This window comes from Paenibacillus sp. GCM10027626 (assembly GCF_042676285.1).
Taxonomy (GTDB): domain Bacteria; phylum Bacillota; class Bacilli; order Paenibacillales; family Paenibacillaceae; genus Paenibacillus_Z.
This window is the reverse complement of record NZ_JBHTHC010000014.1, coordinates 135,845-162,415: the sequence shown is the minus strand read 5'-3', so window position 1 is coordinate 162,415 and position 26,571 is coordinate 135,845. Positions and strand designations below refer to the sequence as shown.

Here is a 26,571-nt window from a genome sequence, read left to right as displayed (position 1 = left end):
ATGTTCCCCCGATCAAATGAATTCGCTAAACATTTTTTTCAGGCGCTCAATCAATCCAGGCTTTGTCGACGCAGTAGAAGTTCCCGCTTTCCGATTTGAGCTTTTCTTTGGAGCGCTGGCAATGCGATTACGCATATATTTGGACACATACTGGATCATTCCTACGCCGCTTGTGAATGCCGGGTCGCGAACACCGATGTAATCGGGAACAGCGATTCGAACCGATGATTCCAACTCGCTTTGCGCAATTGCAAGTGTTCCAGGCATTGTGACCGAACCTCCAGTGAGTACATACCCGTTCACTTTATCGCCATAACCCATACGCTTTACTTCCTGACGTATAAGGTGGAATATTTCCTGCATTCGCGGTTCAATAATATTCGCCAAATCGACTTGTGAAAACTCTTTCTCTACATTGCTGCCCATTCGCATAACCTTGAACTTCTGGTCCTCTGCAGCATCTTGAATGAGTGCACAGCCGAATTTTTGCTTAATCTTCTCCGCTTGCTCAGTCTGGGTGCGCAAACCGTACGAGATATCGCTCGTAACATGCTCCCCGCCAATCGGCAAGGTCGAGGTCGCCACCATGCTTCCTTGATCGAAGATGGCCACCGTACAAGAACCGGCGCCTACATCTGCCAGCACAGTCCCCATCGACTTCTCATCCTTCGTGAGTGCCATCTGGCCGGAAGCAAGCGACATTAATATAATACCTGCGATGTGCAAGTCCGCCTTCTCTACGCAGCGAACCAAATTATGTATGGCCGTCTTGGCGCCTGTCACTACAGTCGCTTCTACTTCAAGGCGGACGCCGATCATTCCGCTAGGATCCGAAATGCCTTCCAGACCATCTACCAGAAATTGTTTGGGTACCAAATTAATGATTTCCCGCTCCGGCGGCAAAGCGACGACCTTTGCTGCCTGAAGCACGCGATCGATATCATCGTCCCCGATTTCTCGATCCTCATTCGAAACCGCGACTACGCCGTGATTAGTTTGCAAGCCGATATGATTTCCTTGAATACCGACGTACACGTCGCTTATTTGAATGCCAACCATGCGCTCGGCGTGATCCACGGCGTTACGGATCGACTGCACGGTTTGGTCGATGTCCACGATAGCTCCTTTGCGTATACCTTCCGAGTCGGCAGATCCAACTCCAATAATATTAATGGCTCCGTTCTGCACTTCGCCAATAATAGCACGAACTTTGGATGTACCGATGTCCAAACTGACGATGATGTCGTTGCTGCTCAACCCGCGGCACCTCCGTTTCAACGATAATTGGGAAACTTTTCAACACCAGGCCCCCCTGCCACGCATCTCTATTTAATTCAACGTCATTTATTTTTTCCCTCTTTTTTCAACAAAAAAAACGTCTAATGTAAATCTTTCCATTCGCGTGACCACAATCTATACATTAATTCTGGCGGAAACTAGATAGATTTTGTGATTGCATAACTAAAATTCTATCATTCTTTGAGCCGCTTGAGTAGTCTATTTTTAGTTGGATTCTCCATTTCCGCTTTCGGAAGAAGCAAACGGGACATACGTATCTGCAAGCAGCATTGTAACCAAACCCGGTTCCTGTATCTCTACAACAGCATTGAGCGCATCTATCTTGTCCTTTAACAGCGAAACGGCCGTGATGACCTCAAAGCGCGTTCTCGTATAGATTCTGATCCGATCCGGGTATGCTTTGGACGGCGATGGGGTAATTTCCGAAATATCGGACAAGGATGCCGCAGGCAGCGCGGCCAGCTGTTTGCTAAGCTCCGCCTTGTAAGGATCACCCTCCTGCCACCCCGACAAGATCGGCTTGTCCACTACAACATCTGCTCCCGCTGCAATTGTTGTGCCATTTGCGAGTATAGCTGTCAATTGCCCCTGCGGAGAAAGCTCAAACGCTACCGCGGGATGCTCGGTGACGCGAATCACGACATCCCCGGGGAACGATTTCTCCACACTTACCTTCTCTATCGTCTTGATGCTCATAATCCGTTCTTCTACTGTCTTGGCAGATACACTAAAATAAGCGCCGCCGACGGTAATCCCGGCCGCCTGCTGGATGTCCGCTCTGCTCGTAAACCGCTGCCCTTCAATAACGATAGAAGAAATTTTGCTGATAGATGAATTAAAAAACAAAACGGCTAATATAACGATAAAAAGAAGCAAAAGGACGGTAAGCAGTTTTTTGCCGCCCCGTCGTTTTCGCGCAGGTTCGCGCAATACGGGCACTTTAGTTGGCATAGCTTGTCTCCTTCTAAGGCAAACGCAAAACGGCATGCTATCATGCCGGACAGCTGCCCGTACCCGGAATGCCCCGGATGCAGCTGCTGGCTAATAACGCCGTTTGCGGTCGTAATCGTACACTCATGTACTACATAACATGACTGGATTTGTCCGGCACAGGAACATCACGCCATATCCGCGCCCCTAATCCGTCCAGCATCTCTTCAATCCGGTCGTAGCCGCGATCGATATGGTGCACCTGCTCTACGATCGTCTTTCCTTGCGCTGCGAGACCTGCAATAACGAGCGCAGCGCCGGCGCGCAAATCTGTCGCCTCCACGGTCGCGCCGTACAGACGAGGGACACCGCGAATGACGGCTGAGTTAAAATCGACGCGAATATCCGCACCCATACGGGACAGTTCATCCACATGCTTGAAGCGGCCTTCAAAAATTGTTTCTTTCATCACACTAACACCGCTGGCCAGCGCCAATAAAACCATAAGCTGCGATTGCAAATCAGTCGGAAATGCCGGATATGGCGAGGTTACAATCCGGTCAATCGCCTTCGGGCGGCTGGAACTGCCGACTTTAATTATATCACCGTCAACTGTAATTTGAACACCAGTGCGTCTGAGTACGTGGATAAGCGAGGTAAGATGTGCGGGATTCGTATTTTGCAGTGTCACTTTTCCGCGCGTTGCCGCGGCAGCCACCATCATCGTACCGGCAACGATGCGGTCCGGGATAATCTTATACCGGCAGGGCGACAGCTTCTTCGTCCCTTCAATTGTGATCGTATCTGTGCCCGCACCGATTATATTGGCGCCCATGGCGTTAAGAAAACGTTGCAAATCCTGAATTTCCGGCTCGCGCGCTGCATTGCTGATCGTTGTCAAGCCGTCGGCAAGCACGGCCGCCATCATAATATTTTCCGTGGCGCCGACACTTGGAAAATCCAGGTGCACCTCGGTTCCAACAAGCCGATCCGCTACACAAACAATCCGGCTGCCTTCTTCTTTGATATGGGCGCCCAGCGCCTTCAATCCTTGCAAATGCAAATCAATTTTACGCTCGCCGATCGCACAGCCGCCAGGCTGATAGATCGTAGCTTCACCGAAACGTGCAAGGAGCGGCCCGATGAGAAAAATTGAAGATCTCATTTGACGCATAAGCGCTTCAGGAACATGCGATGAGCATGCGCTGGACGTGTCGAGTTCGACCGTTTGATCCGTGTGGTCTGCTCGACAACCGATATCCCGCAATATATCAAGCATCACTTTGATATCGAGCAGTCTGGGCACATGATCAATCGTCACTGTTCCTTCCACCAGCAGGCTGGCAGCCAAAATTGGCAAAGCGGCATTTTTCGCTCCTTGGATTACAATGGTTCCTGAGAGTGGTTTCCCGCCTTCAATCACCAATTTGTCCAATGTATCACCTCCGAATTACCGCTCACCCACCACCAATACTTCGGGCACCAGTTCAATGCCGTACCGTTCTTTTACGATACGTTGAATCGTTGCCATGAGGGTGAGGACGTCCTCAGCTTTCGCTTGACCGGTGTTAACAATGAAATTGGCATGCTGTGTCGAAACCTCGGCGCCGCCGCATCGCATTCCTTTAAGCCCAGACTCTTCAATGAGCCTTGCTGCATAGTCATTCGGAGGATTGCGGAACACACTTCCTGCGGTAGCCATTTTCAGCGGCTGTGTGTCCAGTCTCCGCGCTTTAAGAGACGCCATTGCCGATGCGATTTGTTTTCGTTCGCCCTTCTGAAGCTCAAAGGTCGCGCTGACTACGATTCCCCGTTGCTCCTGAAGCACCGTATGCCGGTAAGAGAACTTCATATCCTCTGCTTTGTATTGAACCAATTCCCCTGTTTCCAGTACAATGTCCGCTGACTTAAAAATACGGGCCACATCCGACCCATGCGCACCGGCGTTCATATAAACGGCGCCACCGACCGACCCTGGAATTCCCCCGGCAAATTCCAATCCGGTCAATCCTTCCTTTCCCGCCATGACAGACAGTTTAACAAAAGAATAAGCGGCGCCGGCATGGACGGTCGTGCCATCGAACTGTGCATAATCGAATTGTTTGCCCGGCCGGATCACAACGCCCCGAATCCCTTTGTCAGCGACAAGCATGTTGGAGCCTCTGCCAAGATTGGTCCATGGTACATTATGTTTATGAATTAAACGAACCAATTCGGCGAGCTCCTCCTTGCCTTCCGGGCTGACCAGGACATCTGCAGGCCCGCCGATTTTCCATGTTGTATAGTCGGAGAGTGGCTTGTTCAGCAGTATCTCGCCTACTTGCGCCCGTTCCAGCTCCGCAATGAATTGCTCCATCAGTCGTGCCTCCTTATACATATCGTTTGCAATTGTCCGAGAGCTTCAGTATACCTGTCGTCATGTATCCGATCCGGGCCGCCTGCTTCGTTTTTGGCAGGCCCGCCATGGGACGGTCACGATTATGAGATATACTATGCCTTCGCGCGCAGGAGTGTGACAATCGCCTATCAGCTGCGCTATCTGTTGTTTGCGAGTTTACGAAGTTCGTCTGCAATCATCGAAGCAGACTGCGGCATTCCTAAGGAAAGCGCCGCTTTGCCCATCGCCTTGAGACGCTGCTCATCATTCATGATGGATTGGATCCGCTCAAAGAGCATGGCCCCGTTCAAGCCGCGCTCCAAAATCATTTCGGCCGCGCCTGCGTCCGCTACGCTGCGTGCGTTGGCCTCCTGATGATTATTCGTCACATTAGGAGACGGAATCAGGATAGACGGAATGCCCAGCGCTGTAATTTCCGCCAATGACGATGCGCCAGAGCGGCTGACGACCAGTGTGGAGGCAGCCAGTACCTCCGGCATATTATGCAAATAAGGCAATACATGAATGTAATTTGATAATGTCGGGATAACTCTTTTCATGCGCTCCATCGTCTGCTCATAATAGCTTTCGCCGGTAACAAACACAAAGTGGACGTTTGGCAGCTGCTTCAGCAGCGGCCCCATGTCCACCATCGCATCATTCATCGCCTTCGCACCGCGGCTGCCGCCGACCATAAGCACAATATTGCTCTCAGGCGGAAGCCCCAGCGAAGCACATCCTTTTTCCCGATTGGCACGCACTACATTGGTTGCACACGGATTGCCTGTATGTACAACGCGCTTGGCATGTTGAAAAAATGGCAGTGACTCTTTAAAGCTAACTGCGACACAATTGGTGTAACGAGATAAAAATTTATTGGTTAAGCCAGGATCAGCGTTTTGTTCATGAATTAGCGTAGGAATGCCCAGCTTGGCCGCAGCATACACGACCGGGCCGCACACATAGCCCCCAGTACCGATAACTACGTCCGGCTTAAACTGCCTGAGCAGTTCCTTCGAGCGCTTCACGCCATTCATGAAGCGCATAATCGTCTTCACATTTTCAAATGACAGCTTTCTGCGAAAGCCGGTAATTTCCACGGTTTCAAACTTTATACCATGCTCCGGGACGATGCGGCTCTCCAATCCGCCCGGAGTGCCAATATATAAGATCGACGTATCGGGATCTTCCTCTGCCGCTTGATTGCCAATCGCCAGCGCCGGATAAATATGACCGCCCGTACCGCCGCCAGTCAATACAATACGCATGAACATTCACCTCGAATAACGGGATATGTTGAGCAGAATACCAAGTGCTGTCAGCAGCAAAGTCAAGGAGGAGCCGCCATAGCTGACTAACGGCAGTGTAATGCCGGTAACCGGCATCATTCCAATGACAACACCGATATTAATAAACACCTGGACCGCGATAATTCCAACAATGCCGACAGCAAGCAGGCTTCCGAAAGTATCGGGCGCTGCCATCGCTGTCCGCAGCCCCCGCCATATCAGTATACCAAATAAAACGATAATCGCCGCACCGCCAATAAAGCCAAGCTCCTCAGCGACGATTGCAAAAATAAAATCCGTTTGCGGCTCAGGCAGGTAGCTGTACTTCTGCCGGCTCATGCCGAGCCCAAGCCCTACGAGCCCCCCGGGACCGATCGCATACAGCGACTGAATGATTTGATAACCGGTGCCGAGCGGGTCCGACCAGGGATCGAGAAAGCCGGTTATCCGCTTCATACGATAAGGCGCGGCCAAAATAAGGCCGACTAGGCCGAGCACGCCGATCATAGCCAGCGATCCGAGGTGGGCAAGCCTTGCTCCCGAAGTAAAGATGACAAGCAGCGATGCGCCTACCATTACAGCAGCTGAGCCGAGGTCCGGCTGCAGCATAATAAGTCCAAATGCCAGTCCCATAATGCCGAGCGGCGGCAGCAGCCCTTTCGTAAAATGCGTGACCGCCTGCTGCTTCTCCGAGAGCAGCTTGGCCATAAAGAGCACCATAGCCAACTTCATAAACTCCGACGGCTGAATGCCGAAGGAGCTGATGCCAAGCCAGCTGCGGGCTCCGCCTCGCACCACCCCGATGCCCGGAATAAGGACAATAACAAGCAGCGCAAAGCACACAATGAGTGCAAGCTTGGACCATTTCTTCCAAATCCAGAAGTCGGTATTCATCGTGACAAACATAGCTCCGATTCCGAGTCCGGCAAATAGCAGCTGGCGTTTCACATAAAAAAACTTATCCCCGAACTCATGAAAGGCGAGCACCGCACTCGCGCTGTATACCATTACAAGTCCAATCGCGAGTATTAAAATAATGGAGACGATCATCCAGACATCCGGAGCGGATCTGGCTTTACTCATAGCGCAAACACCTCTTGCCTCGTAAGTAGGGACATGCCCCCTACTTACAACGTATGCGCCGATTGTTTAAAAATGCGCCCCCGTTCTTCATAAGACGTAAACATATCCCAGCTCGCACAGGCGGGCGACAGCAGCACAATATCTCCTGCTTCCGCCAGAGAAGCTGCTTCTTGAACGGCAAGACGCAATGTCGCTTCGGCGTCCTCCACAGGTTCGACTGATTTAACAGCAGTTAAACCTGCTTGCCTCCCCACCTGCGCAAGTTTTTCCCGCGTCTGTCCGATCGTCACGATCGCTTTTGCTTGATCGCGCAAATGGGGCGCAAGCTCCGTATAAGCAGCGCCGCGATCCAGCCCGCCGGCGATCAGGACGATCCTGCCGGGAAAAGAGCGGAGGGCAATAATAGTTGCCGCACTATTCGTCGCCTTGGAGTTATTGTAATATTTCACGCCATTGCGCTCGGTGACATACTCGAGCCGGTGCTCGACGCCGTGGAACGCTCGCAGCGGCGCTGCGAGCGCGTCCGGATCGGCGCCTGCCGCCAGACATACAGCGATGGCCGCCAGTGCATTAGAGGCATTGTGCCGTCCCGGGATGCCCAGCTCCGCTACGCTGAGCAGCCGCTGAGCTGTGCCGTCCTGCTTCGACCATACGATGTGACGCTCCGGATGATCGCCAGCCGCCGACAGCTCTGCCGGAAATGGCGGATCAATATACAAGCCGCGCTCTAATTTTTGCGTCACGGCAAAAGCGATTTTTTGCGCCTTAATATCTTCCGACTGCAGCAGGTCGCGGCAAATTTCATCATCTGCATTAAGAATGGCATAATCGTCTTCTGTCTGATTGGCAAACAGCTTCAATTTCGAGGCTACATAATCGTCCATGCCTCCATGATAATCCAGATGCGTCTCGACGACATTCAGCAACAATGCGATATGCGGCCGAAAGTTTTGCGTGCCTTTGAGCTGGAACGAGCTTAATTCGGCGATAATCCAGTCCTCCGCACTTGCCTCCTGAACCGCCTCGCAGAGCGGCGTGCCGATATTGCCGGCCACAATCGGGCGAAGCCCTGCCGCCTGAAGCATCTCGCCAATCCAGGTCGTTGTCGTCGTCTTGCCATTCGAGCCGGTAATGCCGACAATCGGCGCCGGCGATAGCAAACTTGCCACTTCGACCTCGGTAACGATATCGAGACCGAGCTCCAGCGCCCGCTTGACCGGCGGAGCGGTGTAAGGAATGCCCGGATTTTTGACAACAAGCGCGGTATCCTCCGAAATTAGCGAATCCGGATGATCGCCGCATATAACAGAAACACCCAAAGCGTCCAGCTCGTCCGCTTCGGGGCATAGATGACGTTCCTTTTGATCATTGACAGTGACGAGCGCGCCAAGCTTGTGAAAAAGCTTGGCGACGCTGACGCCGCTGCGGGCCAGACCGAGTACGACGACGCGCCGGCCTTTATAGGTTGGTAATCCCTTCATGATGGGTAAGGTCCTCCTCGGTCATTTTCCAAAATATTGTGATCACTCGGCACACCTGTCAGCGCCCCAGCCATATCCCGGCCGCGGCAAACAGGATGCCTACTGCCCAGAAGGTCGTCACAACGCGCCATTCGTTCCAGCCGGATAATTCAAAATGATGGTGAATCGGGCTCATTTTAAATATCCGTTTGCCGCGTAATTTGAACGAGCCTACCTGCAAAATAACGGACAGCATTTCCAGCACGAATACGCCGCCGATAATAACGAGCAAAAATTCCATTTTCATTAGTATAGCTACTGCGGCCATCCCGCCGCCGATTCCGAGCGATCCCATATCGCCCATAAACACTTTGGCCGGATGCGCATTATACACCAGAAAGCCGAGCTGCGCCCCAATCATTGCGGCTGACAAAATGGCCGATTCGTGCTGGCTTCCATGCAGTGCAAGCAGAGCAAAGGCTGCGAAGGCAATCGCTCCGGTGCCTGCCAGCAGGCCGTCTACGCCGTCCGTAAAGTTGACGGCATTGGTCGTGCCGAACAAAATAATAATAACAAACGGGTAGTAAAACCAGCCAAAATCCAGTTCAAGGCCAGTGCCAGGAATACTGACTACCGTGCTGTGGTTTCCTTGATATAGCAGAACACATACTATGATTGCAAATAATAATTGCCCAAACAGCTTTTGCTTGGCTGTGAGCCCAAGTGATCGTTTGAATACAATTTTAATATAATCATCCATGAAACCAACCAGACCAAAGCCAAGTGTAGAAACAAGCAGCACCCAGAAGCTGATCGTTTTATCGGAAAATTTCAGAAATGCCAACAATGCGGCCAGTATAATAATAATGCCGCCCATTGTAGGGGTGCCCTGTTTCTTCAAATGGCTTTGCGGGCCATCCGTCCTGACCTGCTGGCCGAATTTCATCCGCCGCAGCAAAGGTATGAACAAAGGTCCTAGCAAAACCGCGAGAAGAAAGGCAGCGCCGAGCGACAGAAGAACGACCTTGATGTCCATATCCTCACCTCTTATTCGCTCTGCAGCGCATGGACAATTTCCTCCATCCGCATGCCTCGCGATCCTTTCACCAGCACAAGATCTTCCGGCGCAAGCCGGGCCCGCAGCCAAGCGATCAATAATTGCTTATCGGCAAACGCCTTAACCGCACGCTCTCCATCCTTGGCGACATCGGCGGCTGCAACCCCGAAAGCTGGAGCGGCAGCCGCGGCAAGCTGTTCGGCCAGCGGGCCGAATGTGAGCACGGCATCCGCCTTATCCGCCGAAATATATTTCCCAGTATCGCGGTGGAGTTCCAGCTCCTGCGGCCCCAGCTCCAGCATATCGCCCAGCACGAGCCATTTGCGCCCATATCCGGTCAATTGCTCTACAAGATCAATTGCCGCACGGGTTGCTGTCGGACTGGCATTATAGACATCGCTGAGCAGCAATGCGCCGTTATAAGCTGTAAGGGGCTCTATGCGCATCCCGGTAAGCTGGATCTGCTGCAGGCCCGCCCGAATTTGCGCTGCGGTCAGGCCGAGCAGTCGCGCCGCCGCAATCGCAGCCAGCGCGTTGGACACATTATGACGCCCGGCGACCGGAATCGTGAGCTGCGTGAGCTCATCCTCCATCCCTCCGGCGGCGCGAATCGCCGAGAATCGGGTCGCTGTCGCTTCAAGCTCGATCTGCCCGGCTACCCAGTCGTTATCGGCAGCAAAACCGAATGTGCAGCTGTTAATCGAGGCATCCGCCAGATTGAGCGCAGCGACGCCGGTCCGCAGCAGCGGCTCGTCTCCGTTATAAAGCAGCGTACCGCCAGCCCGCAGGCCGGAGGCAATTTCCAGCTTCGCCCGCGCGATGCCGCTTCTTGAGCCGAGCTGCAGCAAATGGGAGTCGCCAATGTTGGTAATAATCGCCACATCGGGCTTGGCGATTTGCGTAAGCAGCTCAATTTCGCCAAAGTCGCTCATTCCCATCTCCAGGACAGCCACATCGACCGACTCGTTCAATTGCAGCACGGTCAGCGGCAATCCGATATGATTGTTCAAATTGCCCGCTGTCTTATGTACGCGAAAGACACCGGACAGCACCGACGCCACCATATCCTTCGTCGTCGTTTTACCGTTGCTTCCGGTGACGCCGATTATACGAGCCGGCAGCTCGCTGCGATAAGCGGCTGCAAGCCGCTGCAAAGCTAGCAGCGTGTCCTCTACAAGAATAAGCGCACCGTCAGCCAGCGGGGCGGGAATGGGACGCCCCTCTTCCCACAATGTCGCCGCTGCGCCGCCGGCCAATGCCGCTTCAGCGTAATCATGGCCGTCAAACCGCTCCCCGACAAGCGGAATATACAGCCGTCCCGCAACTTCGCCGCGCGTATCCTTCGTTACGCCGGCCGCCATACGGCCGGCTTTAGTTATATCTGTCAACGTACCGCCGCACATAGCGGCAATTTCGCCTAATGATCGTTTTATCACTGAACAAGACTCCTTATCGCTTCTTTGGCCACTTCACGATCATCGAACGGCAGCTTTTCCATTCCGATGATTTGATAGGTTTCGTGTCCTTTGCCCGCAATTAATACTACATCGTCAGGGCTGGCCATTTCAACCGCTTTTTGAATGGCTTCGCGGCGATCGGCCACAAGCTCATAACTAATCTCCTGTTCAGCCCTCGATTTCAGGCCGCTTTCGATATCGCGCAAAATTTGCTGCGGCTCTTCCGTCCGCGGATTGTCGGAAGTAATAATGACATGATCGGCATAGGCCGCCGCAATCGCCCCCATAATCGGGCGCTTCGCCCGATCGCGGTCCCCGCCGCAGCCAAACACGCATATCATGCGTTTCGCCGCAAATTGCTGTACCGCCTTCAACACATTCTCCAGTCCGTCCGGCGTATGCGCGTAGTCGACGATCACCGCAAACGGCTGGCCGGCATCCACTGCTTCGACGCGGCCGGGCACGCCGGCTATCGCTTCCAGGCTCGCTTTGATCTGTTCCAGGGGAATATTCTCGATCAATGCCGCTGTAATGGCGGCAAGCGCGTTATATACATTGAACTTTCCAGCCATCTTTAACGTAATCATCGTCGAGCCTTTGTACGTATCGACTTGAAAGGCTGTTCCCCGCGACGTTATTTGAATATTGGATGCGCGCACATCTGCCGCCTGCTCTACTCCGTACGTAAGTACCTCTGCAGCCGTCAAGGCAGCAAATTCGCCCGATGCCGCATCATCCGCATTCAGCACAGCGTAGGAGCGCTCGCTCTCATCACCAAATGCATTGCCCAGACGGCTAAAAAACAGCCCCTTCGCTGCCGCATATCGTTCCATCGTACCATGATAATCGAGATGATCCTGTGTCAAATTGGTGAAAATCGCGGTGCGGTAACGGCAGCCTTTGACGCGCCCCTGCTCCAGGGCGTGGGAGGATACCTCCATTGCACAGCAATCCGTCCCCGCCTTTACCATCTCGGCCAAATGCCGCTGAAGCTCCAATGCATCCGGCGTCGTGCCGCTCATCGGCAAAACTTGGCCGTTATAACGCATTTCTACCGTTCCGATCACCCCAGGCCGGTAGCCGTTATCGGCAAAAATCCGTTCGACCAGATAAGTTGTCGTCGTCTTCCCGTTAGTCCCCGTTATCCCGATCAGTTTCATTGCATGGCTCGGATGGCCGTAATACCAATCGGCAATAACCGCCATGGCAAAGCGCGCATTTTTGACCACAAGCTGCGGTTCCGCGATGCCGGTCAGCAGCCTCTCGACTACTAATGCAGCTGCGCCGTGCTCAATAGCGGACTGGGCATAGTCATGTCCGTCTACAGTATGGCCCGGCAGGCAAATAAACAGATCGCCCGGCTGTACTTTTCGCGAATCCGTTTGAATGCCAGCAAAAGCAAGATCGCCGTCACCGTGCAACACTGCTGTTTTCAATAAATTGGTCAGTTCTTTCAGTTGCATCTGCCGCTCTCCCCCTTCTATCTCTTTACTTCTTTACTTTCCAGTATAGTCAATCCTCATGCGTTATATCAGCCTCATTACCGATATAGATCCGAATCGTCGAGCCCTTATCCACCCGCGTCCCGGCTGCCGGAGCCTGCCGGATGACCGTATCGCCGCTGCCCGCAGCGCTTAAATTAAAGCTCATATTCATATCTTCATAAATTTCGGATACTGTCTTGCCTACTAAATTAGGCACGGTCACAATTTTCGGCGTCATATCCCCGTATTTGTACAAACGGTCGATTTGATCCTTGCGCTTCGTTACCCCCATGTAAGGAAGTGTATCCGCCAATATGTTTTGCACAATCGGAGCGGCCACGACACCGCCGAACTGGATACCCTGGGGATTATCTACAGCGACATAAACGACGACTTTAGGGTCGTCCGCGGGAGCGAAGCCCACGAACGATACAATATGCTCGTTCGGCGAATAACGGCCATTCACGACCTTTTGTGCTGTCCCTGTTTTGCCGCCTACACGATAGCCGTCCAAAAACGCCTTATTGCCCGTTCCCTTCGCAACCACCGACTCCAGCGCTTCCCGCACCTGCTTGCTCGTTTCTTCGGAAATCACCTGGCGCACAACCTCAGGCTCCACCTGCTCGACGACCTCGCCCGTTTCCGGATGAATCCACGCTTTAGCGACATAAGGCTTATACAATGTCCCGCCGTTGATCGCTGCGGATACCGCAGTAATTTGCTGGATCGGCGTCACGGATACCCCTTGGCCAAATGCGGTTGTAGCCAATTCCACCGGCCCTACCTGTTTAAGCTTAAACAAAATGCCATTCTCTTCGCCGCCCAGATCGATTCCCGTCTTTGTCCCGAAACCGAAATCGCGGATATAGCCGAACAGTTTCTCTTTTCCCAGCCGGTTGCCTAATTGCACAAAGCCCGGGTTGCATGAATTTTGGACGACCTCCAAAAAGGTTTGACTGCCATGTCCGCCTTTTTTCCAGCAGCGCAATCTGGCGCCGCCGATTTCGACAGCTCCCGGATCAAAAAAACGTTCGTTTTTTAAATCCACCTTATTTTCTTCAAGCGCCGCGGCAAGCGTAATGATTTTAAACGTTGAGCCGGGCTCATAAGTCATCCAGATCGGCAAATTGCGATTATAGATTTGCGGATCGGTATCGCGAAATTTATCGGGTTCAAACGCCGGCCTGCTCGCCATGCCTAATATTTCGCCGCTATTCGGATCCATGGCAATCGCGATAATATTATCCGCCTGCAGCTTGACCATCGCCTGATCCAGCTCGCGCTCGATGATCGACTGAATTTGCTTGTCGATCGTAAGCTCCATATTCAGCCCGTCATGCGGCCTGCTGTATGAATCGGAGGAGCCTGGCATAACACGCCCCTTCGCATCGGACAAAAAGGAGACGTTCCCATTGATCCCTTTCAGCAAAGCGTCATATTTGGCCTCAACGCCCGTCAAGCCGCCGTCAAGTCCTACAATACCCAGTACATGCGACGCCAGGTCGCCAAATGGATAGTAGCGCTTATTATCCTCAGCCACTACAATTCCCGGCAATTCCAAATCTTTAATTTCCTGCGCCTTGGCCGTCGTTATTTTGCGGCCGCCCGGCTGAATATTAACGATCATCTGCTTTTTCGTTAGAAAGCCATACACCTTTTCTTCCGTCATGCCCAGCACATTCGCCAGCTTGGCCGCGGTAGTTTTGGCATCCTTGATTTGTGCCGGAAGTGCCATTACAGTCGGTGAACTTATATTATACGCAAGCCGGACGCCATTTCGGTCCCAAACTTCTCCCCGCTTCGCCGAAAACGGAATTTCGCGCCGCCACGATTCCTCCGCTTTCGCCGAGAGCTGCTCGCCTGTCCATAATTGAACATAAGCCAATCGAATAATAAGCATTGTAAAGGCTGCTATACCGATCAGCAGTCCAACAAACAGCCGGCGACGGACAGTGACATTCGATACTTTCACAGCTTTTCCCCCTCCGAATAGGACGGACATCAACAACCTGTCCTTGACATGCCTTATCCAAAACCTATTCGAAAGCTTGCTAGGATAGAACAAGCCGGGGGAAAGCCTTTTGATCGGGCTTAGCTGTTTTATAGACTACTCTTGTTTTTCATCCTTCTTTTCATCGGTTGTTTCTTCTTGATCCGGTTCGCCGGGCGGCTTCAGTACGAGCTTCAATACTCGCTCCCCATTTTTTTGCCCCATCACTTGATCGGTTACAAAGCCTTGGCCTACCGTCACAAAGCGTATGTTGAGCAAGCTGCAAATTTCCAGCGCATCGCGCATGGACAGCCCGCGCATATCCGGTACCGCAATCTTCTCGCGATCCTCTGTTATAAGATATACCTTCTGACTCGGGCTTACGACAGTTCCCTTCTTCGGAATTTGCTGCTTGACAACCTTTCCTTTGCCTACAACCTCCGCTGAGAGCTCCTTTTTACTGAGCGCGTCCTTAGCCTTGCTCACATCCGAGCCAACGACATCCGGCACCGTTATCGTAATTTCCTCCAGATTCTCTATTTCCTTGGCATCCAATCTTGGTCGAACATTCATATGACGCAAGCTTTTTTCAACGATCTTTTTAAATACAGGAGCCGCTACTTTACCGCCGCCTGAACTGCTGCCGCCTTGCGGCTCATCGGCAACGACTAAGACGACGATTTTCGGATCATCTACCGGAGCGTAGCCAATGAAGGATACGACATATTTCTCTGATGAATATCCGCTGCTGCCTTTTACAACTTTTTGCGCTGTACCTGTTTTGCCGGCTACGCGATATCCCGGTAAATAAGCGTTTTTCCCTGTTCCTTTATCCTTATCGGATACTACCTGCTCCAAATATTCGCCTACAAGCTTAGACGTTTGCGGAGATATGACTTGGCGCACCAGCTTAGGCTCAATGACTTTGGTCTTCTTCGTTACTGGGTCCTCAATTTCTTTAATAACATGCGGTTGCAGCAATTTGCCGCCATTGGCGACCGCGGCCACCGCCGCTACCTGCTGAATCGCGGTTACAGTAACTCTCCCTTGACCGAAGGTTGCAGATGCAACCTCATCGGGAATGTTAGGGTTAATTTTGATTCCCCCACTTATTTCCCCCGGAAGCTCGATGCCCGTTTTTTCGCCAAAGCCGAAATCGCGAATATATTTAATCAGCTTCTCGGCTCCAAGCCGCTCGTAACCAAGCTTGACAAACGCAACGTTACTGGAACGCTTCAAGCCTTCAAGGAAAGTAATCGTTCCCCAGCCGTCGCGATTGACGTCGCGTTTGTAACCATTGCCTACTTTAATTCGACCAGAGACATACTTTTCTTCAGGATCAAACACCCCTTCTTCGACTGCGCTGGCCAAGGTGACAATCTTGAAGGTCGAGCCCGGCTCAAATTGCGATTTAATCATGTGATTGTAGAAAGCGCCTGGCTCGAAATCCGAATATTCATTCGGGTTAAAATTCGGGTAGCTGGCCATTCCCAAAATGTCCATCGTATTCGGATCGGCCGCGATCGCAAATATATTTTTTGGCTTATATTCATCATAAGCCTCTTTGATCGCATCCTCAATATAATGTTGGATATCTGTATCGATGGTAAGTTTTACATTCTTCCCATCATGCGGAGGTTCAAACTCCACCTTTTCACTATCAAGAATAACGCCATTTCCGTCCCGCTTATACTGTATCTTGCCTTCAACGCCTTTTAATTGCTCATCGAAATAGGCTTCAAAACCGGTAACAGCGGCGCCTTCTTTATCCTGATAGCCGACGATATGTGAAGCCAGGCGATTTTTCGGATAGTAGCGCTTCTGCTGATCAAGGATAAAAATGCCAACATTATTTTGCTTCGTCATTTCCTTCAGTTCTTCACGCAGGTTGAGCAGCCGGTCCTTGACCTCTTTATCCAGCCTCCAGCCCCCGTTGCGCACTTCACGCCATTTGAAATATTCGCCATTGTCACGCTTTGCATTGACAGATTTGCTGATCTCTTCCTTGGACTTGCCCAGAATCAAACTCAGCTTGCTAATGACAAATTCTTCTACACCAAGCTTATGGATAGTATCCGGATCGATAGCCAGACCATAAGCATTGACATCCATAGCAAGTATGTTCCCATCCCGGTCGCTTATCGAGCCGCGGGTCGGCATAAGCGTCTCCGATCTCGACCATACTGCCCGCGCCTTTTCCGTCCAGAAGTCGGCATTGACAACCTGAACCCAATAAATCCTTCCTACCAAGACAACAAAAAGGAGGGTAATCATCCCTCCGACCAGCAACGTTCTTAATTTGATTAGCTTTGTCATTGCGGCCTCCTATTGCTGCAGCGTCTTATTAGACGCACTGTCCTTGCGTTGGACTGTGACATCCTGGTCTGCTGACGTCATCCCTTCACTTTCAGCCATCTGCTTAATGCGTTCCGGATCGCTTAATGACTGTACCTTTTTTTCGAGCTCCTTCATTTCAATCGCCATTGTATCATATTGCTTCGACAGCTTGCGCACTTCCAAATTAATCTCATAAATCTGGGCGTAGCGAAAAATAATGATACCCGCAACAATGACTCCGACAATAATGGAAAACATATAGAGCAGCTTTTCTTGTACGGGCAGCGTCTTTTTCTTGACGACGATTGTCTTTCTTTCCCGATAGGTTTGCTGCTCCGGCTTGCGTTTTGGCTTAAGCGCCAAATTTCCGTTTTGGTAGGCCATCCAAATCCCTCCTGCAATCGATTATTTCCCAGGCAATTACAACTTTTCAGCGATGCGCAACTTGGCAGACCTTGCACGAGGATTATGTGCCAACTCTTCTTCACTAGGTACAATCGGCTTGCGATTAATCAATTTCAAAATACCCTTCGCGCCGCATGCACACATCGGAAAATCCGGCGGACAAGTGCAGCGCTCCACAAATTTTGAAAAAGTTTGCTTGCAAATGCGATCCTCTAAGGAATGAAAAGTAATAACCGAAACTCTCCCGCCCGCCCTCAGCAGGCGGACTGACTGCTCCAAAGCTGTTTCTTCTGCCCCCAACTCATCATTGACAGCAATACGCAATGCTTGAAAAGAACGTTTTGCAGGGTGTGGCCCCGTACGTCTAGTCGCAGCGGGAATACCCGATTTAATGATTTCTGCAAGTTCTCCTGTTGTTTCGATTGGCTGCATTTCACGTGCTGCAATTATTTTTTTGGCAATCTGTCTCGCGAAGCGTTCTTCTCCATAATCAGCCAAAATCCGGGAGATCTCCCGTACATCCCAGGTATTCACAATATCATGAGCGGTCAGCATACTATGCTGATCCATGCGCATATCTAAAGGTGCATCATGATTGTAGCTAAAGCCTCGCTCAGCTTCATCCAATTGTGGACTGGACACGCCCAAATCGAACAGTATGCCGTCCACTTCGGCAATCTCCAGCTCATGCAGCTTTTTTTCCAAATAACGAAAATTACTTTTGACTAGCGTCACATGGTCCCAATATGGCGCCAGACGCTTCCTGGCATTATCGTGTGCCCAATCATCCTGATCAAAAGCGATCAATCTTCCGCCCGGCCCAAGCCGCGAGGCAATCAATTCACTATGGCCGGCACCGCCCAGCGTACAGTCGACATAAATGCCATCCGGCCGGATTGCGAGCCCGTCGACCGCTTCTTCCCTGAGCACTGTTATATGTTGAAACAAGCTGCAGCCCTCCCGTAATGTAGTCGACCGGTACATCCAGAACTTCGACCATTCATAAAACTAAAAGTTAAAATCGAAATCAACGAGTTTTTCCGCAATTTCGTTAAAGGACTCTTCTGACTGATTAAAGTAGCTTTCCCAAACTGGCTTGCTCCAAATCTCCACACGATTAGAAACGCCAATTACGACACAATCCTTGTCCAGCTTTGCATACTCGCGCAGCGTATTCGGAACATTGGCTCTTCCCTGCTTGTCCAATTCACATTCTGTCGCTCCCGAGAAAAAAAAGCGGGAGAAGGCGCGGGCATCGGACTTCATGAGCGGCAGAGATTTCAGCTTCTGCTCCAATACTGCCCATTCGCTATGCGGATATACAAACAAACAATTGTCGAGGCCCCGGGTAACAATAAATTTGTCGCCCAGACTGTCGCGAAATTTGGCAGGAATAATGATACGACCTTTGTCATCAATGCTATGTTGATACTCACCCATAAACATCGGCCGCCACTCCTCCCCCCATACTCACCACTTATCCCCACTTTACACCACTAGAGTTGTTCTATTCGCCACTTGGCTCTAAAATCCTTCAATCCTGCTGCGATTATTAAAAATATTTCACAGTATTAATCTTGTTACACTTTTGAAACTTTTTACCCAATGCAATCGTGTAATCTAGAAATTGTATGAGTCCGAAGTCGACGTTCTTACATAAAAGCGTCCGTCATTATATAAAAGGGAGCCTGTGAGCAATCCATGAATGCTGTTTGTCTCAAAAAATCCGAGCTGCTGCGTACTGTTGAACAGCTTTGCTACCAAGTCGCCCATTATTTGCTCGGCAACGAAAACGATGCCGCCGTGGCTAGCAAAGAAGCGCTGGTCGAATTATATGCCATGCCAATTTTCGAATCGGGAACCGATGCCGACCGCAAGCAATTGGCCCAAGCCGCTGCAACCCGACACGCTTTACAGCGCGCCCGCCTCACTGCGATGAGGAGCGCAACACAAAAAGCTGCAACCGCCAGCCTGTATCAGGCATAATGCGGATGCAGCTTTTTTCTTAATAGGTAAAAATTACTCTCCGACCTGTATCTGGCACGCCGTTGCGCGCTTGCGGCGCTCAACAAAATTCGTACCTAAGTCACATGTTCAAGACTGCCTATGTTGGCCAGTCTCTGCCAGGTAGGCATCATTGAGTGCACACCGAATCAGTGCTCTGCCCAGCTGTCCAAATAAGCTTGCTGCTCTGCTGTCAACTGATCGATGCCAATTCCCAGCGAAGCCAGTTTGTTGCGCGCCACCTGCTCGTCAATATCATAAGGAACATTGACTACTTTGGCCCCGATCGCTTCATACTGCTCATTGACATATTTTAACGACATCGCCTGCAGCGCAAACGTCATATCCATTATTTCCGCAGGGTGTCCGTCGCCGGCAGCAAGATTGACAAGTCTGCCTTCAGCCAGCAAGTAGATGCTGCGCCCATCCTTCAATTGGTACTCTTCAATATTGCGTCTGACGACACGCTTGCCGTTCGAAAGCGCTTCAAGCTCGGGCTTGTTGACTTCGATGTCAAAATGTCCGGCATTAGACAAAATCGCCCCATTTTTCATTACGGCATAATGCTCGCCGCGGATGACATCCCGGTTGCCGGTAACCGTTACAAAAATATCGCCAACTTTAGCCGCCTCGAGCATCGGCATTACAGTAAAGCCATCCATATAAGCCTCTACCGCGCGAATCGCATCAATTTCGGTAACGACAACGTTTGCGCCCAGGCCTTTGGCCCGCATGGCCACCCCTTTGCCGCACCAGCCGTAGCCGACAACGACCACCGTTTTGCCTGCTGCAACAAGATTCGTCGTGCGATTAATGCCGTCCCATACCGATTGGCCAGTGCCATAACGATTATCAAACAGATATTTACAGAAGGCGTCATTGACCGCAACCATTGGAAATTTCAGTACGCCTTCCTTCTCCAATGCTTTAAGCCGTAAAATTCCTGTCGTCGTTTCTTCCGCGCCGCCGCGCACCTGCGCCAGCAACTCAGGACGCTCAGCATGCAAAATCGTCACCAGATCGCCGCCATCGTCGATAATGAGATCCGGCTTCGTCTCCAGCGTCTTGATCATCAACTCTTTGTATTCTTTCGGATCCGGGTTGTACTTCGCAAACACGGTAATTCCATCCTCAACCAGCGCAGCGCAGACATCGTCTTGCGTGGACAGCGGATTGCTTCCCGTGATCGCTACTTCGGCTCCGCCTGCCTTTACCACTTTGGCCAGGTAAGCCGTTTTCGCTTCCAGGTGAAGCGAGATCGCCACCTTTAAACCTTTGAACGGCTGCTCCTGCTCGAATTGCTCGCGAATCCGGTTCAAGACCGGCATATGGGCTTTCACCCAATCAATTTTCAAATGGCCTTCAGGGGCCAATGACATATCGGCAACAATGCTGTTTGTTTGTGAACTCATTTTCGTATTTCCTCCTTCAATGTTCCGCTTCCCGGGTTCTGGCATTTTACTTCTATAGATAAACGAGTCGATGTCCGCCTGATTGCTCGTACGGTACAGCCATCAACGCAGCTAACCAATCGTTACCATAACGATTCATAAAATATAGCGGATTCCATACACGCTCTTGCGGCATCTCATCGGGCCATAGCGAAATTGCAATGCGGTCCAGCCGCTGCAGCATCGTGTCGAACCGGCGCGCGTGCGCTTCCTTGATCCGCTTTTCCATAAAATCGATTTGCTCTGCAATTTTTCTTTTATTCGTCTCGCCGAGCGGCGCAAGACCAGCCTCAATCTCACCGGCCATCTGCAAAATTGGCTCATAAAGATCCGCAAATTGCTGCTTGACAGCAGCGAAGCGCTCGCCTATTGCCCATTCATCTTTTTCCTGCAGCCATTCAGCCTTGAACGCTTCAAATCGATGCGCAACCTCTTCAAATGTCAGCTTAAAGCTCTCCATATACTTGGCAGCTGCCGGCTCTACGAGCGTGAATGACATCCGCGGCACAATGATCGGCATCTGCATATTGAAGCAGCGGAACGCTTCGGCCGTAAGCGCCCAATAAGCAATTTCGCCCTGGCCAAGAACGGCTCCCAGCACCGGCAGAGCATAATCCTGCATCAGCGGCCTGCTGAGCACATTGTTGCTAAAGGAAGCGGGAAAATGTTCCAGCCTGGCCAGCAGTTCCTCTTTGGAAAAGGCCACCGTTTCTTTGCGGTTTACAAATTTGCCGTCTCGCTTGTAGAGCAGCGTCCGCTCCCCGGCCGGCCCGTTGTCTTCAGCATGAAAAATAAATAAATTAGCGGCGCCGCTCGCGACATCAGCCTGCTCCTTGTAGCCCAGTTCGCGGACTCGGGCAGCGCCTTGAAGAAGCGCAGCTTCCAGTTCATCGTTTCGCTCAATAAGCCGGCGGAAGAATGGCTGCTCCAGCCGGCGAATAGCCGGGTCATCGGCATCAAGCAGAACAAGACCATATTGGCCGAACAAATCGCTCATCAGATGGGCAAAGCTGGCCGTCAAGGTCTCTGACCGCTCCGCAATGGAAGTCAGTCTTTCCAATAAAGCAGCCTTAAAGGCGCTATCCTCCAGTACGCCGGCAAGCTCCCGGATTGCACCTTGCCATGCCTCCATCGTTAACGGAGTACGGCTTACCGATGTCCGCACAGCCCCTGGACGTTCTATCGCTATCTTCATCATTTTGCGGTGCTGATCAGGCAGAAGGGCATGATTCGCTTCATCCCAGTCATGATCTTCGCCGGCAATCCAAAATACCGGAACAACCGGCCTCCCCAGCTTCGCTTCCGCCTCTTTGGCAGCTTGCAAAATGGTAATTGCTTTATGGATCACGAGCAGCGGCCCTGTCCACAGACCTGCCTGCTGCCCGCCGACAATGACGGGAGCGCCATCGGCAATTAGATTAATATGCGCTGAAACCTCTGCATATTGATGAAATTGACTATTATATTGACGCAATACTGAAGCAAGTTCAGCTGGGCGCACACGTTGATCTGCTGTATTGATCAAATGCTCCGCGCGGCGCTGCCAGTCGCTTGCTTCATCCGGATGATTGCCGAAAACTTGAACAAGACGTTCATCAGTGCGATTGACATAAGCGTTGGCTAGCGGTTGACCCGCTGGCAACGGTATCGATACAATTTCCATGAGCAGCTTTCAACCTCTCCGATATGTACAATAATTGTGTTTTCTCTCATTATTGCATATCGTAACTCCTAGCGTCAAAGCGTCAAATTATGCTGCAAAAAAACTTTGCCCTATTCCGATGCCCATTAATACCAAATATACAAAGCTCATCATAAAAAAACCGAGCCGCCATACTGCGCGTAAAATTTTTTTTATATCGACTATACCTTTTAACCGATACTGTACATTGCCGAGCAGTCCTGCACCGATTAACAAGATAAGCAGAATGCCGTACAATCCGAAGGACTTGCCAAAAATATGATTGAACAAAACGGCTACACAGCCAATCAATAATGCTGTTGTAACATCCATAGCTGTGCGAAAAGCTTTCTTGCGGTCTCCCGTGTACGCGCCTAATCCAAAGTAAACGAGCAGAAATGGCACAATCGGGACAACAGCCAACACCGCATACAAATGCTTGAAGCTGACCCATATCCATTGCATAGCGGATACCCCTCTCGCTATCCTTTCAACTTCATCGCCTCGATTAGCGCAATGACGGCATCATTCAATGGCGAAGCCAAGTTCATCTCCTTCGCCATCGCGGAAATACCGCCATTTATCCATTGAATCTCCGTCTCACGACCATTCCTGATATCTCTGAGCATCGAAGACTCATTATGAAATGTCCTGCTGCAAATATCCAATACTTGCTGCCAGGCGGCCTCCTCGTCAAACGGCATCCCGGCCAGCCTAAGAATGGATATGCATTCAGAATGAAGCGCTGACATAACTTGCTGACGCAATGAATCTGCCGGTAGCATTCCGTTAGTAACCCCATAAATAGCCGTCAGCGGATTAATGACCGCATTGGCTAACAATTTCTGATATATACGTCTTTCTATCTCTTTCGACTCATTCGACAAAAATGTAGCAATTCCTGCCATGCGCATCGCATCAAGCAGCATTTTTTGCGACTTTTTTACTGCTTCCCGGCAGGCGTGCTGATCTGCCCGCGTCAAGCCAAGCATCACTTGTCCAACTCCGGTATATTGAACCGTGCGGTCGTCCTTCTTGAGCGCCCCCTCGGTAGTAACGGCGACATACAATAAACTGCGCGGCAAAACCGCCTGCAAATGCGGCAAATGACCGATGCCGTTTTGCATGCATAACACAGGCGCCCCTGCAGAAGCAAGCTTCGCCATTTTCTGCAGCAGCGCTTCATCGATTGCCGTCTGCTTTACTGTCAGCCATATCCAGTCTTCCGGCGCCGCCTGCGCTATCGGAATTTCAAAATGACAAGCTTTCACTCTGACGTTGGTATCCCGGCTATCCTCTTGCAGAACGGCCCCCTCTTCATTCAGCCGCTCCGCCTGCTCCTTGGTGCGAGTGCACAGTACAACGTCCAAGCCTGCGCGAGACAGCCGCAAGCCGTATAATAAACCAATTGCTCCCGCTCCGACGATATAAATCCGCAAACCAGCAACGCCCCTTTACCTTTACTTCCTCCTTCTATCGTATCAGAGCAGCCGCCGGGAAGCAGCAACAAAAAATCCCGCCTTCCATATGGCGGGATTTTCATTTACTCAATTCTTTCCAAATTGCCGTTCGCATCCATCTTAAAACGCGGCTTTGATTCATCTTCCTCATTCAGCACGGTCAAGCGGCGAGCGCGATCCATAATTTGTATGAGCGTCTTATAATCGTCGTTAACAGCGCGATAATCCGTTTGCGCACTGCTAATTTCCTGCGACAGCTTTTCATTTTGCTCACGCAGCATGAAGAGCTCCTCTTCGCGGTCGCGCAAGTCGCGCTCAAGCGCTTTAATTTGACGGCTCAAATCCTGGTAAGTCGCTTTCCATTGCCGCAGGAAACGGATGACCGAATCAACCGAAATCGCCTCCTCTGTAATGGGCTCGCTTTTGAATACCGTTCGCTCCTCAGACTCAATCGTCGCTACTGACGATACGTGCGGCACAGCACTGTACGCTTGTTTTTTCATATAATTGCGTTTTTGCCGCTGCTGCTTGGCAATCTGAATGGCATCTTCATATCGTTTGCGCACACAACTGTTCCACCGGAAACCGCAGGCTGCCGATGTGCGGCCTATACGTTCGCCGACCTCTTCGAAAGCTGCCAGTTGAGTGCTCCCTTCTCGAATATGCCGTAATGTAATCTCAGCTAGAATGAGATCATCATCGGGGCTCCACGCATCTTGTCTAACTGCTGTCATGCAATTAAAACCTCCTAACGTTAGGCGCTTACTTTATCTCTATGCTCTTGGTAGAGTTCATAGAATCTATCGGATACTAATTTGTATATCCATTTTTTTGAAGGCTCATACATATTTTCTTTCCTAGTTGCACAAACTTACACCAACAGGCGGACGAACGCCAAAAAGTTTGCCAATTCGTCACGGTTGGCGGTTTACAGCTGTTACCTTTACCGTTATAATGGGCAATAGAAAATGGGTCGAGACTGACGAGAGGGGGATGAAATTATGGCACGCATGTTCCGGGTGCTGGGCTTTTGGACGCTCGCAATCGCGCTTATGGCATTTGCAGGCGGCATGAACGAAATGGCAATCCTGTTCTTTATCCAAACTGCCCTATTTGTCCTGTTAGGCTATTTGAACTTTTCCGAAAGAACATACATCTTGATGTTCTGGGGATATATGGCGGTCTCGTTTATAGGTTTTACATACTGGACCGTTTTTGTAATGGGCAACCCATTCTAAAGGACTGGACAAGTCGCGAAGAAACGGCTGCTGCCGGTTTCTTCCCTAAAATATAAGCCCAGTATAAGATTTCTTATACTGGGCTTATATTTATTATGGAAGAAGCTTCTGGGCAGTCCTATATTCGTTAAGAATCGATGGAATTGATGTCAAAATAAAGCTAACGGATGTAGCGGCCGCTATTTTCGAAAATTCCACCAATCTGAAATTGTAACGGAACTGTGCGCCGCTATTTGCTGATTGGTAGCACTATTTCGCAAGAAAACGTCCAATTAAGGTCGCTGATCCGTTAGATTTCCAAAAGGGGACTTATTGGTGAAATAACGTCAGCAGCTTCCGTTAGTTCAGCCTCTTTTCACTCACCGGTTTATAAAGCGTCAACACCTTGAACGTCTCGCTCATTCCATCGCTAAGCAGCAGCTGTCTTATGCTGCGATTTCGTCTTGCCGGCTCACTGAACGGATTGCTGTCCTGATGCGCGATGAGCTGCTGCAAAATTCCCTGCTCCACTAAAAACTGCTTCTGCGTCTGATACGCAGCTACTTGCCATCCGGCTCGCTCTGCAGCGCGCCGGCACGCTGTAAAATTAATATGCGACGTCAAATCCTGCCGCCCGGGATTTAGATAAGGATTGTCATGGGCAATATGCCCGCTGTAGCACAAAAAAGAGCCGCGCATCCTGTGAGATGCTGTAAGCTCGGCCGCCTCGTGCCCGTAATCGATAATGACGATAGCGCCATAATCAATCGCTTCACTCATTTCCGCGAGCCAGCCCTCACTGTCAAGATTGACCTCCGTTTCCTGACCTTCCGCCAGCTCAATGCCGTCTGCAAGCAGCGACTGTTCAATCCGCTCGTCGCTTAGCGGCATATAGACCGTGGAAAAGAGTGCTTCGCCATTGGCCGGCCCGGCAGGAGCGTCATCGAGGCTAAGGCTTACCCCCAGTTCCCACAATCGGCCGTGAAGACGCGCCACACGATGCACCGGAAAGGCATCCAGCAATTCATTGGCAATGACGATTAGCGGCTGATCTGCCTGATTGCTTCTCCATTTCATATTTATCGCCTCTGCAGGCTTCATGACAAAAAGATGGGGATGAATTCCTTCTACCGCTCTGGCCGCTTCCCGCAAATGAACCGGGTTCGCATCGACGACCGCATAATGACCAGCAAGCCGCTGCCCCTTCCTCCGCCATTCGGCCAACATCTGGGCAGACAAGGCGCCGCTGCCGGCCCCCCATTCGGCTATATCGGCAGCTGATGTGCCCAGCCGCCCGGTCAGGCTGGCAATATAAGCAGCAAGCATTTCGCCAAAGATCGTGCCGATGCCGGAACTGGTATAAAAATCGCCGGCCCGTCCGATACGCACTTCTCCAGAGCTATAGTAACCCTCTTTATCATCATACAAGCAGCAGGCCATATAATCGCGAAATGAAATGCACGGGACGCGCTCCGTTCCTCCTTCCCGCTTCTCCCGCCAGCCCCAAGCGTCCGCATGTTGTATTTGGGTACGAATCCGTTCGATGAGCATCGTCAGCCTCCAAACCAGGGACAAATTTCCCTTTTCGAG

The 26,571-nt window shown here is 51.2% G+C and carries 23 protein-coding genes; 2 read left to right on the top strand and 21 right to left on the bottom strand.

Features of this window, described 5'->3' with window-relative positions:
* Positions 1 to 12: 12 nt before the first annotated feature.
* The 15 genes from ftsA to mraZ all read right to left on the bottom strand — a co-directional run bounded on the left by ftsA (position 13) and on the right by mraZ (position 18,614).
* Positions 13 to 1,257 carry a cell division protein FtsA gene (gene ftsA, locus ACFQ0N_RS24790; protein ID WP_379331333.1) on the bottom strand — a complete coding sequence of 415 codons (1,245 nt, stop codon included), beginning with the start codon at positions 1,255 to 1,257 and terminating at the stop codon, positions 13 to 15.
* A gap of 246 nt (positions 1,258 to 1,503) precedes the next feature.
* Positions 1,504 to 2,250, bottom strand: coding sequence for a cell division protein FtsQ/DivIB (locus ACFQ0N_RS24785; RefSeq protein WP_379331331.1), 747 nt, complete (start codon positions 2,248 to 2,250; stop codon positions 1,504 to 1,506).
* Between the two features lie 130 nt (positions 2,251 to 2,380).
* Positions 2,381 to 3,664, bottom strand: coding sequence for a UDP-N-acetylglucosamine 1-carboxyvinyltransferase (gene murA / locus ACFQ0N_RS24780; RefSeq protein WP_379331329.1), 1,284 nt, complete (start codon positions 3,662 to 3,664; stop codon positions 2,381 to 2,383).
* 15 nt (positions 3,665 to 3,679) lie between these two features.
* Positions 3,680 to 4,585 carry a UDP-N-acetylmuramate dehydrogenase gene (murB, locus tag ACFQ0N_RS24775; protein WP_379331327.1) on the bottom strand — a complete coding sequence of 302 codons (906 nt, stop codon included), beginning with the start codon at positions 4,583 to 4,585 and terminating at the stop codon, positions 3,680 to 3,682.
* A gap of 179 nt (positions 4,586 to 4,764) precedes the next feature.
* Complete coding sequence (gene murG / locus ACFQ0N_RS24770; protein WP_379331325.1) at positions 4,765 to 5,874, bottom strand: undecaprenyldiphospho-muramoylpentapeptide beta-N-acetylglucosaminyltransferase; 1,110 nt, start codon at positions 5,872 to 5,874, stop codon at positions 4,765 to 4,767.
* 6 nt (positions 5,875 to 5,880) lie between these two features.
* Positions 5,881 to 6,978, bottom strand: a complete 1,098-nt coding sequence (gene spoVE, locus ACFQ0N_RS24765; RefSeq protein WP_379331323.1) for a stage V sporulation protein E — start codon at positions 6,976 to 6,978, stop codon at positions 5,881 to 5,883.
* Between the two features lie 44 nt (positions 6,979 to 7,022).
* Positions 7,023 to 8,459: a UDP-N-acetylmuramoyl-L-alanine--D-glutamate ligase gene (murD, locus tag ACFQ0N_RS24760; protein ID WP_379331321.1), complete on the bottom strand. Its 1,437-nt coding sequence runs from the start codon at positions 8,457 to 8,459 to the stop codon at positions 7,023 to 7,025.
* A 58-nt stretch (positions 8,460 to 8,517) separates the two neighbouring features.
* Complete coding sequence (gene mraY / locus ACFQ0N_RS24755) at positions 8,518 to 9,474, bottom strand: phospho-N-acetylmuramoyl-pentapeptide-transferase (protein WP_379331319.1); 957 nt, start codon at positions 9,472 to 9,474, stop codon at positions 8,518 to 8,520.
* A gap of 11 nt (positions 9,475 to 9,485) precedes the next feature.
* Positions 9,486 to 10,931, bottom strand: a complete 1,446-nt coding sequence (locus ACFQ0N_RS24750; protein WP_379331317.1) for a UDP-N-acetylmuramoyl-tripeptide--D-alanyl-D-alanine ligase — start codon at positions 10,929 to 10,931, stop codon at positions 9,486 to 9,488.
* Positions 10,928 to 12,415: a UDP-N-acetylmuramoyl-L-alanyl-D-glutamate--2,6-diaminopimelate ligase gene (locus tag ACFQ0N_RS24745; RefSeq protein ID WP_379331315.1), complete on the bottom strand. Its 1,488-nt coding sequence runs from the start codon at positions 12,413 to 12,415 to the stop codon at positions 10,928 to 10,930. The genes ACFQ0N_RS24750 and ACFQ0N_RS24745 overlap by 4 nt, the downstream gene beginning before the upstream one ends.
* Before the next feature lie 49 nt (positions 12,416 to 12,464).
* Positions 12,465 to 14,408 (bottom strand): stage V sporulation protein D, encoded by a 1,944-nt coding sequence (locus ACFQ0N_RS24740; protein WP_379331313.1) that lies wholly within the window; start codon positions 14,406 to 14,408, stop codon positions 12,465 to 12,467.
* 135 nt (positions 14,409 to 14,543) lie between these two features.
* On the bottom strand, positions 14,544 to 16,742 hold the full coding sequence (locus tag ACFQ0N_RS24735; protein WP_379331311.1) for a penicillin-binding transpeptidase domain-containing protein: 2,199 nt from the start codon (positions 16,740 to 16,742) through the stop codon (positions 14,544 to 14,546).
* 9 nt (positions 16,743 to 16,751) lie between these two features.
* The gene (gene ftsL / locus ACFQ0N_RS24730; protein ID WP_379331309.1) at positions 16,752 to 17,147 is read right to left on the bottom strand and encodes a cell division protein FtsL; all 396 of its coding nucleotides are present in this window, start codon (positions 17,145 to 17,147) and stop codon (positions 16,752 to 16,754) included.
* A 36-nt stretch (positions 17,148 to 17,183) separates the two neighbouring features.
* Positions 17,184 to 18,116, bottom strand: a complete 933-nt coding sequence (gene rsmH, locus ACFQ0N_RS24725) for a 16S rRNA (cytosine(1402)-N(4))-methyltransferase RsmH (protein ID WP_379331307.1) — start codon at positions 18,114 to 18,116, stop codon at positions 17,184 to 17,186.
* A 60-nt stretch (positions 18,117 to 18,176) separates the two neighbouring features.
* Positions 18,177 to 18,614, bottom strand: a complete 438-nt coding sequence (gene mraZ, locus ACFQ0N_RS24720) for a division/cell wall cluster transcriptional repressor MraZ (protein WP_379331305.1) — start codon at positions 18,612 to 18,614, stop codon at positions 18,177 to 18,179.
* 255 nt (positions 18,615 to 18,869) lie between these two features.
* Between mraZ and ACFQ0N_RS24715 the strand changes: the two genes are divergently transcribed.
* Complete coding sequence (locus ACFQ0N_RS24715) at positions 18,870 to 19,154, top strand: hypothetical protein (protein WP_379331303.1); 285 nt, start codon at positions 18,870 to 18,872, stop codon at positions 19,152 to 19,154.
* A 167-nt stretch (positions 19,155 to 19,321) separates the two neighbouring features.
* Here ACFQ0N_RS24715 and ACFQ0N_RS24710 read toward each other — a convergent pair whose 3' ends face one another.
* From ACFQ0N_RS24710 to ACFQ0N_RS24690, 5 genes are all read right to left on the bottom strand, one after another.
* Positions 19,322 to 20,584 carry an adenosylhomocysteinase gene (locus tag ACFQ0N_RS24710; protein ID WP_379331301.1) on the bottom strand — a complete coding sequence of 421 codons (1,263 nt, stop codon included), beginning with the start codon at positions 20,582 to 20,584 and terminating at the stop codon, positions 19,322 to 19,324.
* A 52-nt stretch (positions 20,585 to 20,636) separates the two neighbouring features.
* Positions 20,637 to 22,286: a bacillithiol biosynthesis cysteine-adding enzyme BshC gene (gene bshC, locus ACFQ0N_RS24705; protein ID WP_379331299.1), complete on the bottom strand. Its 1,650-nt coding sequence runs from the start codon at positions 22,284 to 22,286 to the stop codon at positions 20,637 to 20,639.
* Between the two features lie 87 nt (positions 22,287 to 22,373).
* Entirely contained in the window at positions 22,374 to 22,769 is a 396-nt protein-coding gene (locus ACFQ0N_RS24700; RefSeq protein WP_379331297.1) for a DUF3397 domain-containing protein, read from the bottom strand.
* A 17-nt stretch (positions 22,770 to 22,786) separates the two neighbouring features.
* The gene (locus ACFQ0N_RS24695) at positions 22,787 to 23,743 is read right to left on the bottom strand and encodes a ketopantoate reductase family protein (RefSeq protein WP_379331295.1); all 957 of its coding nucleotides are present in this window, start codon (positions 23,741 to 23,743) and stop codon (positions 22,787 to 22,789) included.
* A 104-nt stretch (positions 23,744 to 23,847) separates the two neighbouring features.
* On the bottom strand, positions 23,848 to 24,498 hold the full coding sequence (locus ACFQ0N_RS24690) for an RsfA family transcriptional regulator (protein ID WP_379331293.1): 651 nt from the start codon (positions 24,496 to 24,498) through the stop codon (positions 23,848 to 23,850).
* Positions 24,499 to 24,765: 267 nt separating this feature from the next.
* Between ACFQ0N_RS24690 and ACFQ0N_RS24685 the strand changes: the two genes are divergently transcribed.
* On the top strand, positions 24,766 to 25,002 hold the full coding sequence (locus ACFQ0N_RS24685; protein ID WP_379331291.1) for a DUF2626 domain-containing protein: 237 nt from the start codon (positions 24,766 to 24,768) through the stop codon (positions 25,000 to 25,002).
* Between the two features lie 339 nt (positions 25,003 to 25,341).
* Here the strand turns inward: ACFQ0N_RS24685 and ACFQ0N_RS24680 are convergent, their stop codons facing one another.
* Entirely contained in the window at positions 25,342 to 26,532 is a 1,191-nt protein-coding gene (locus ACFQ0N_RS24680) for a class I SAM-dependent methyltransferase (RefSeq protein ID WP_379331289.1), read from the bottom strand.
* Positions 26,533 to 26,571: the final 39 nt, after the last annotated feature.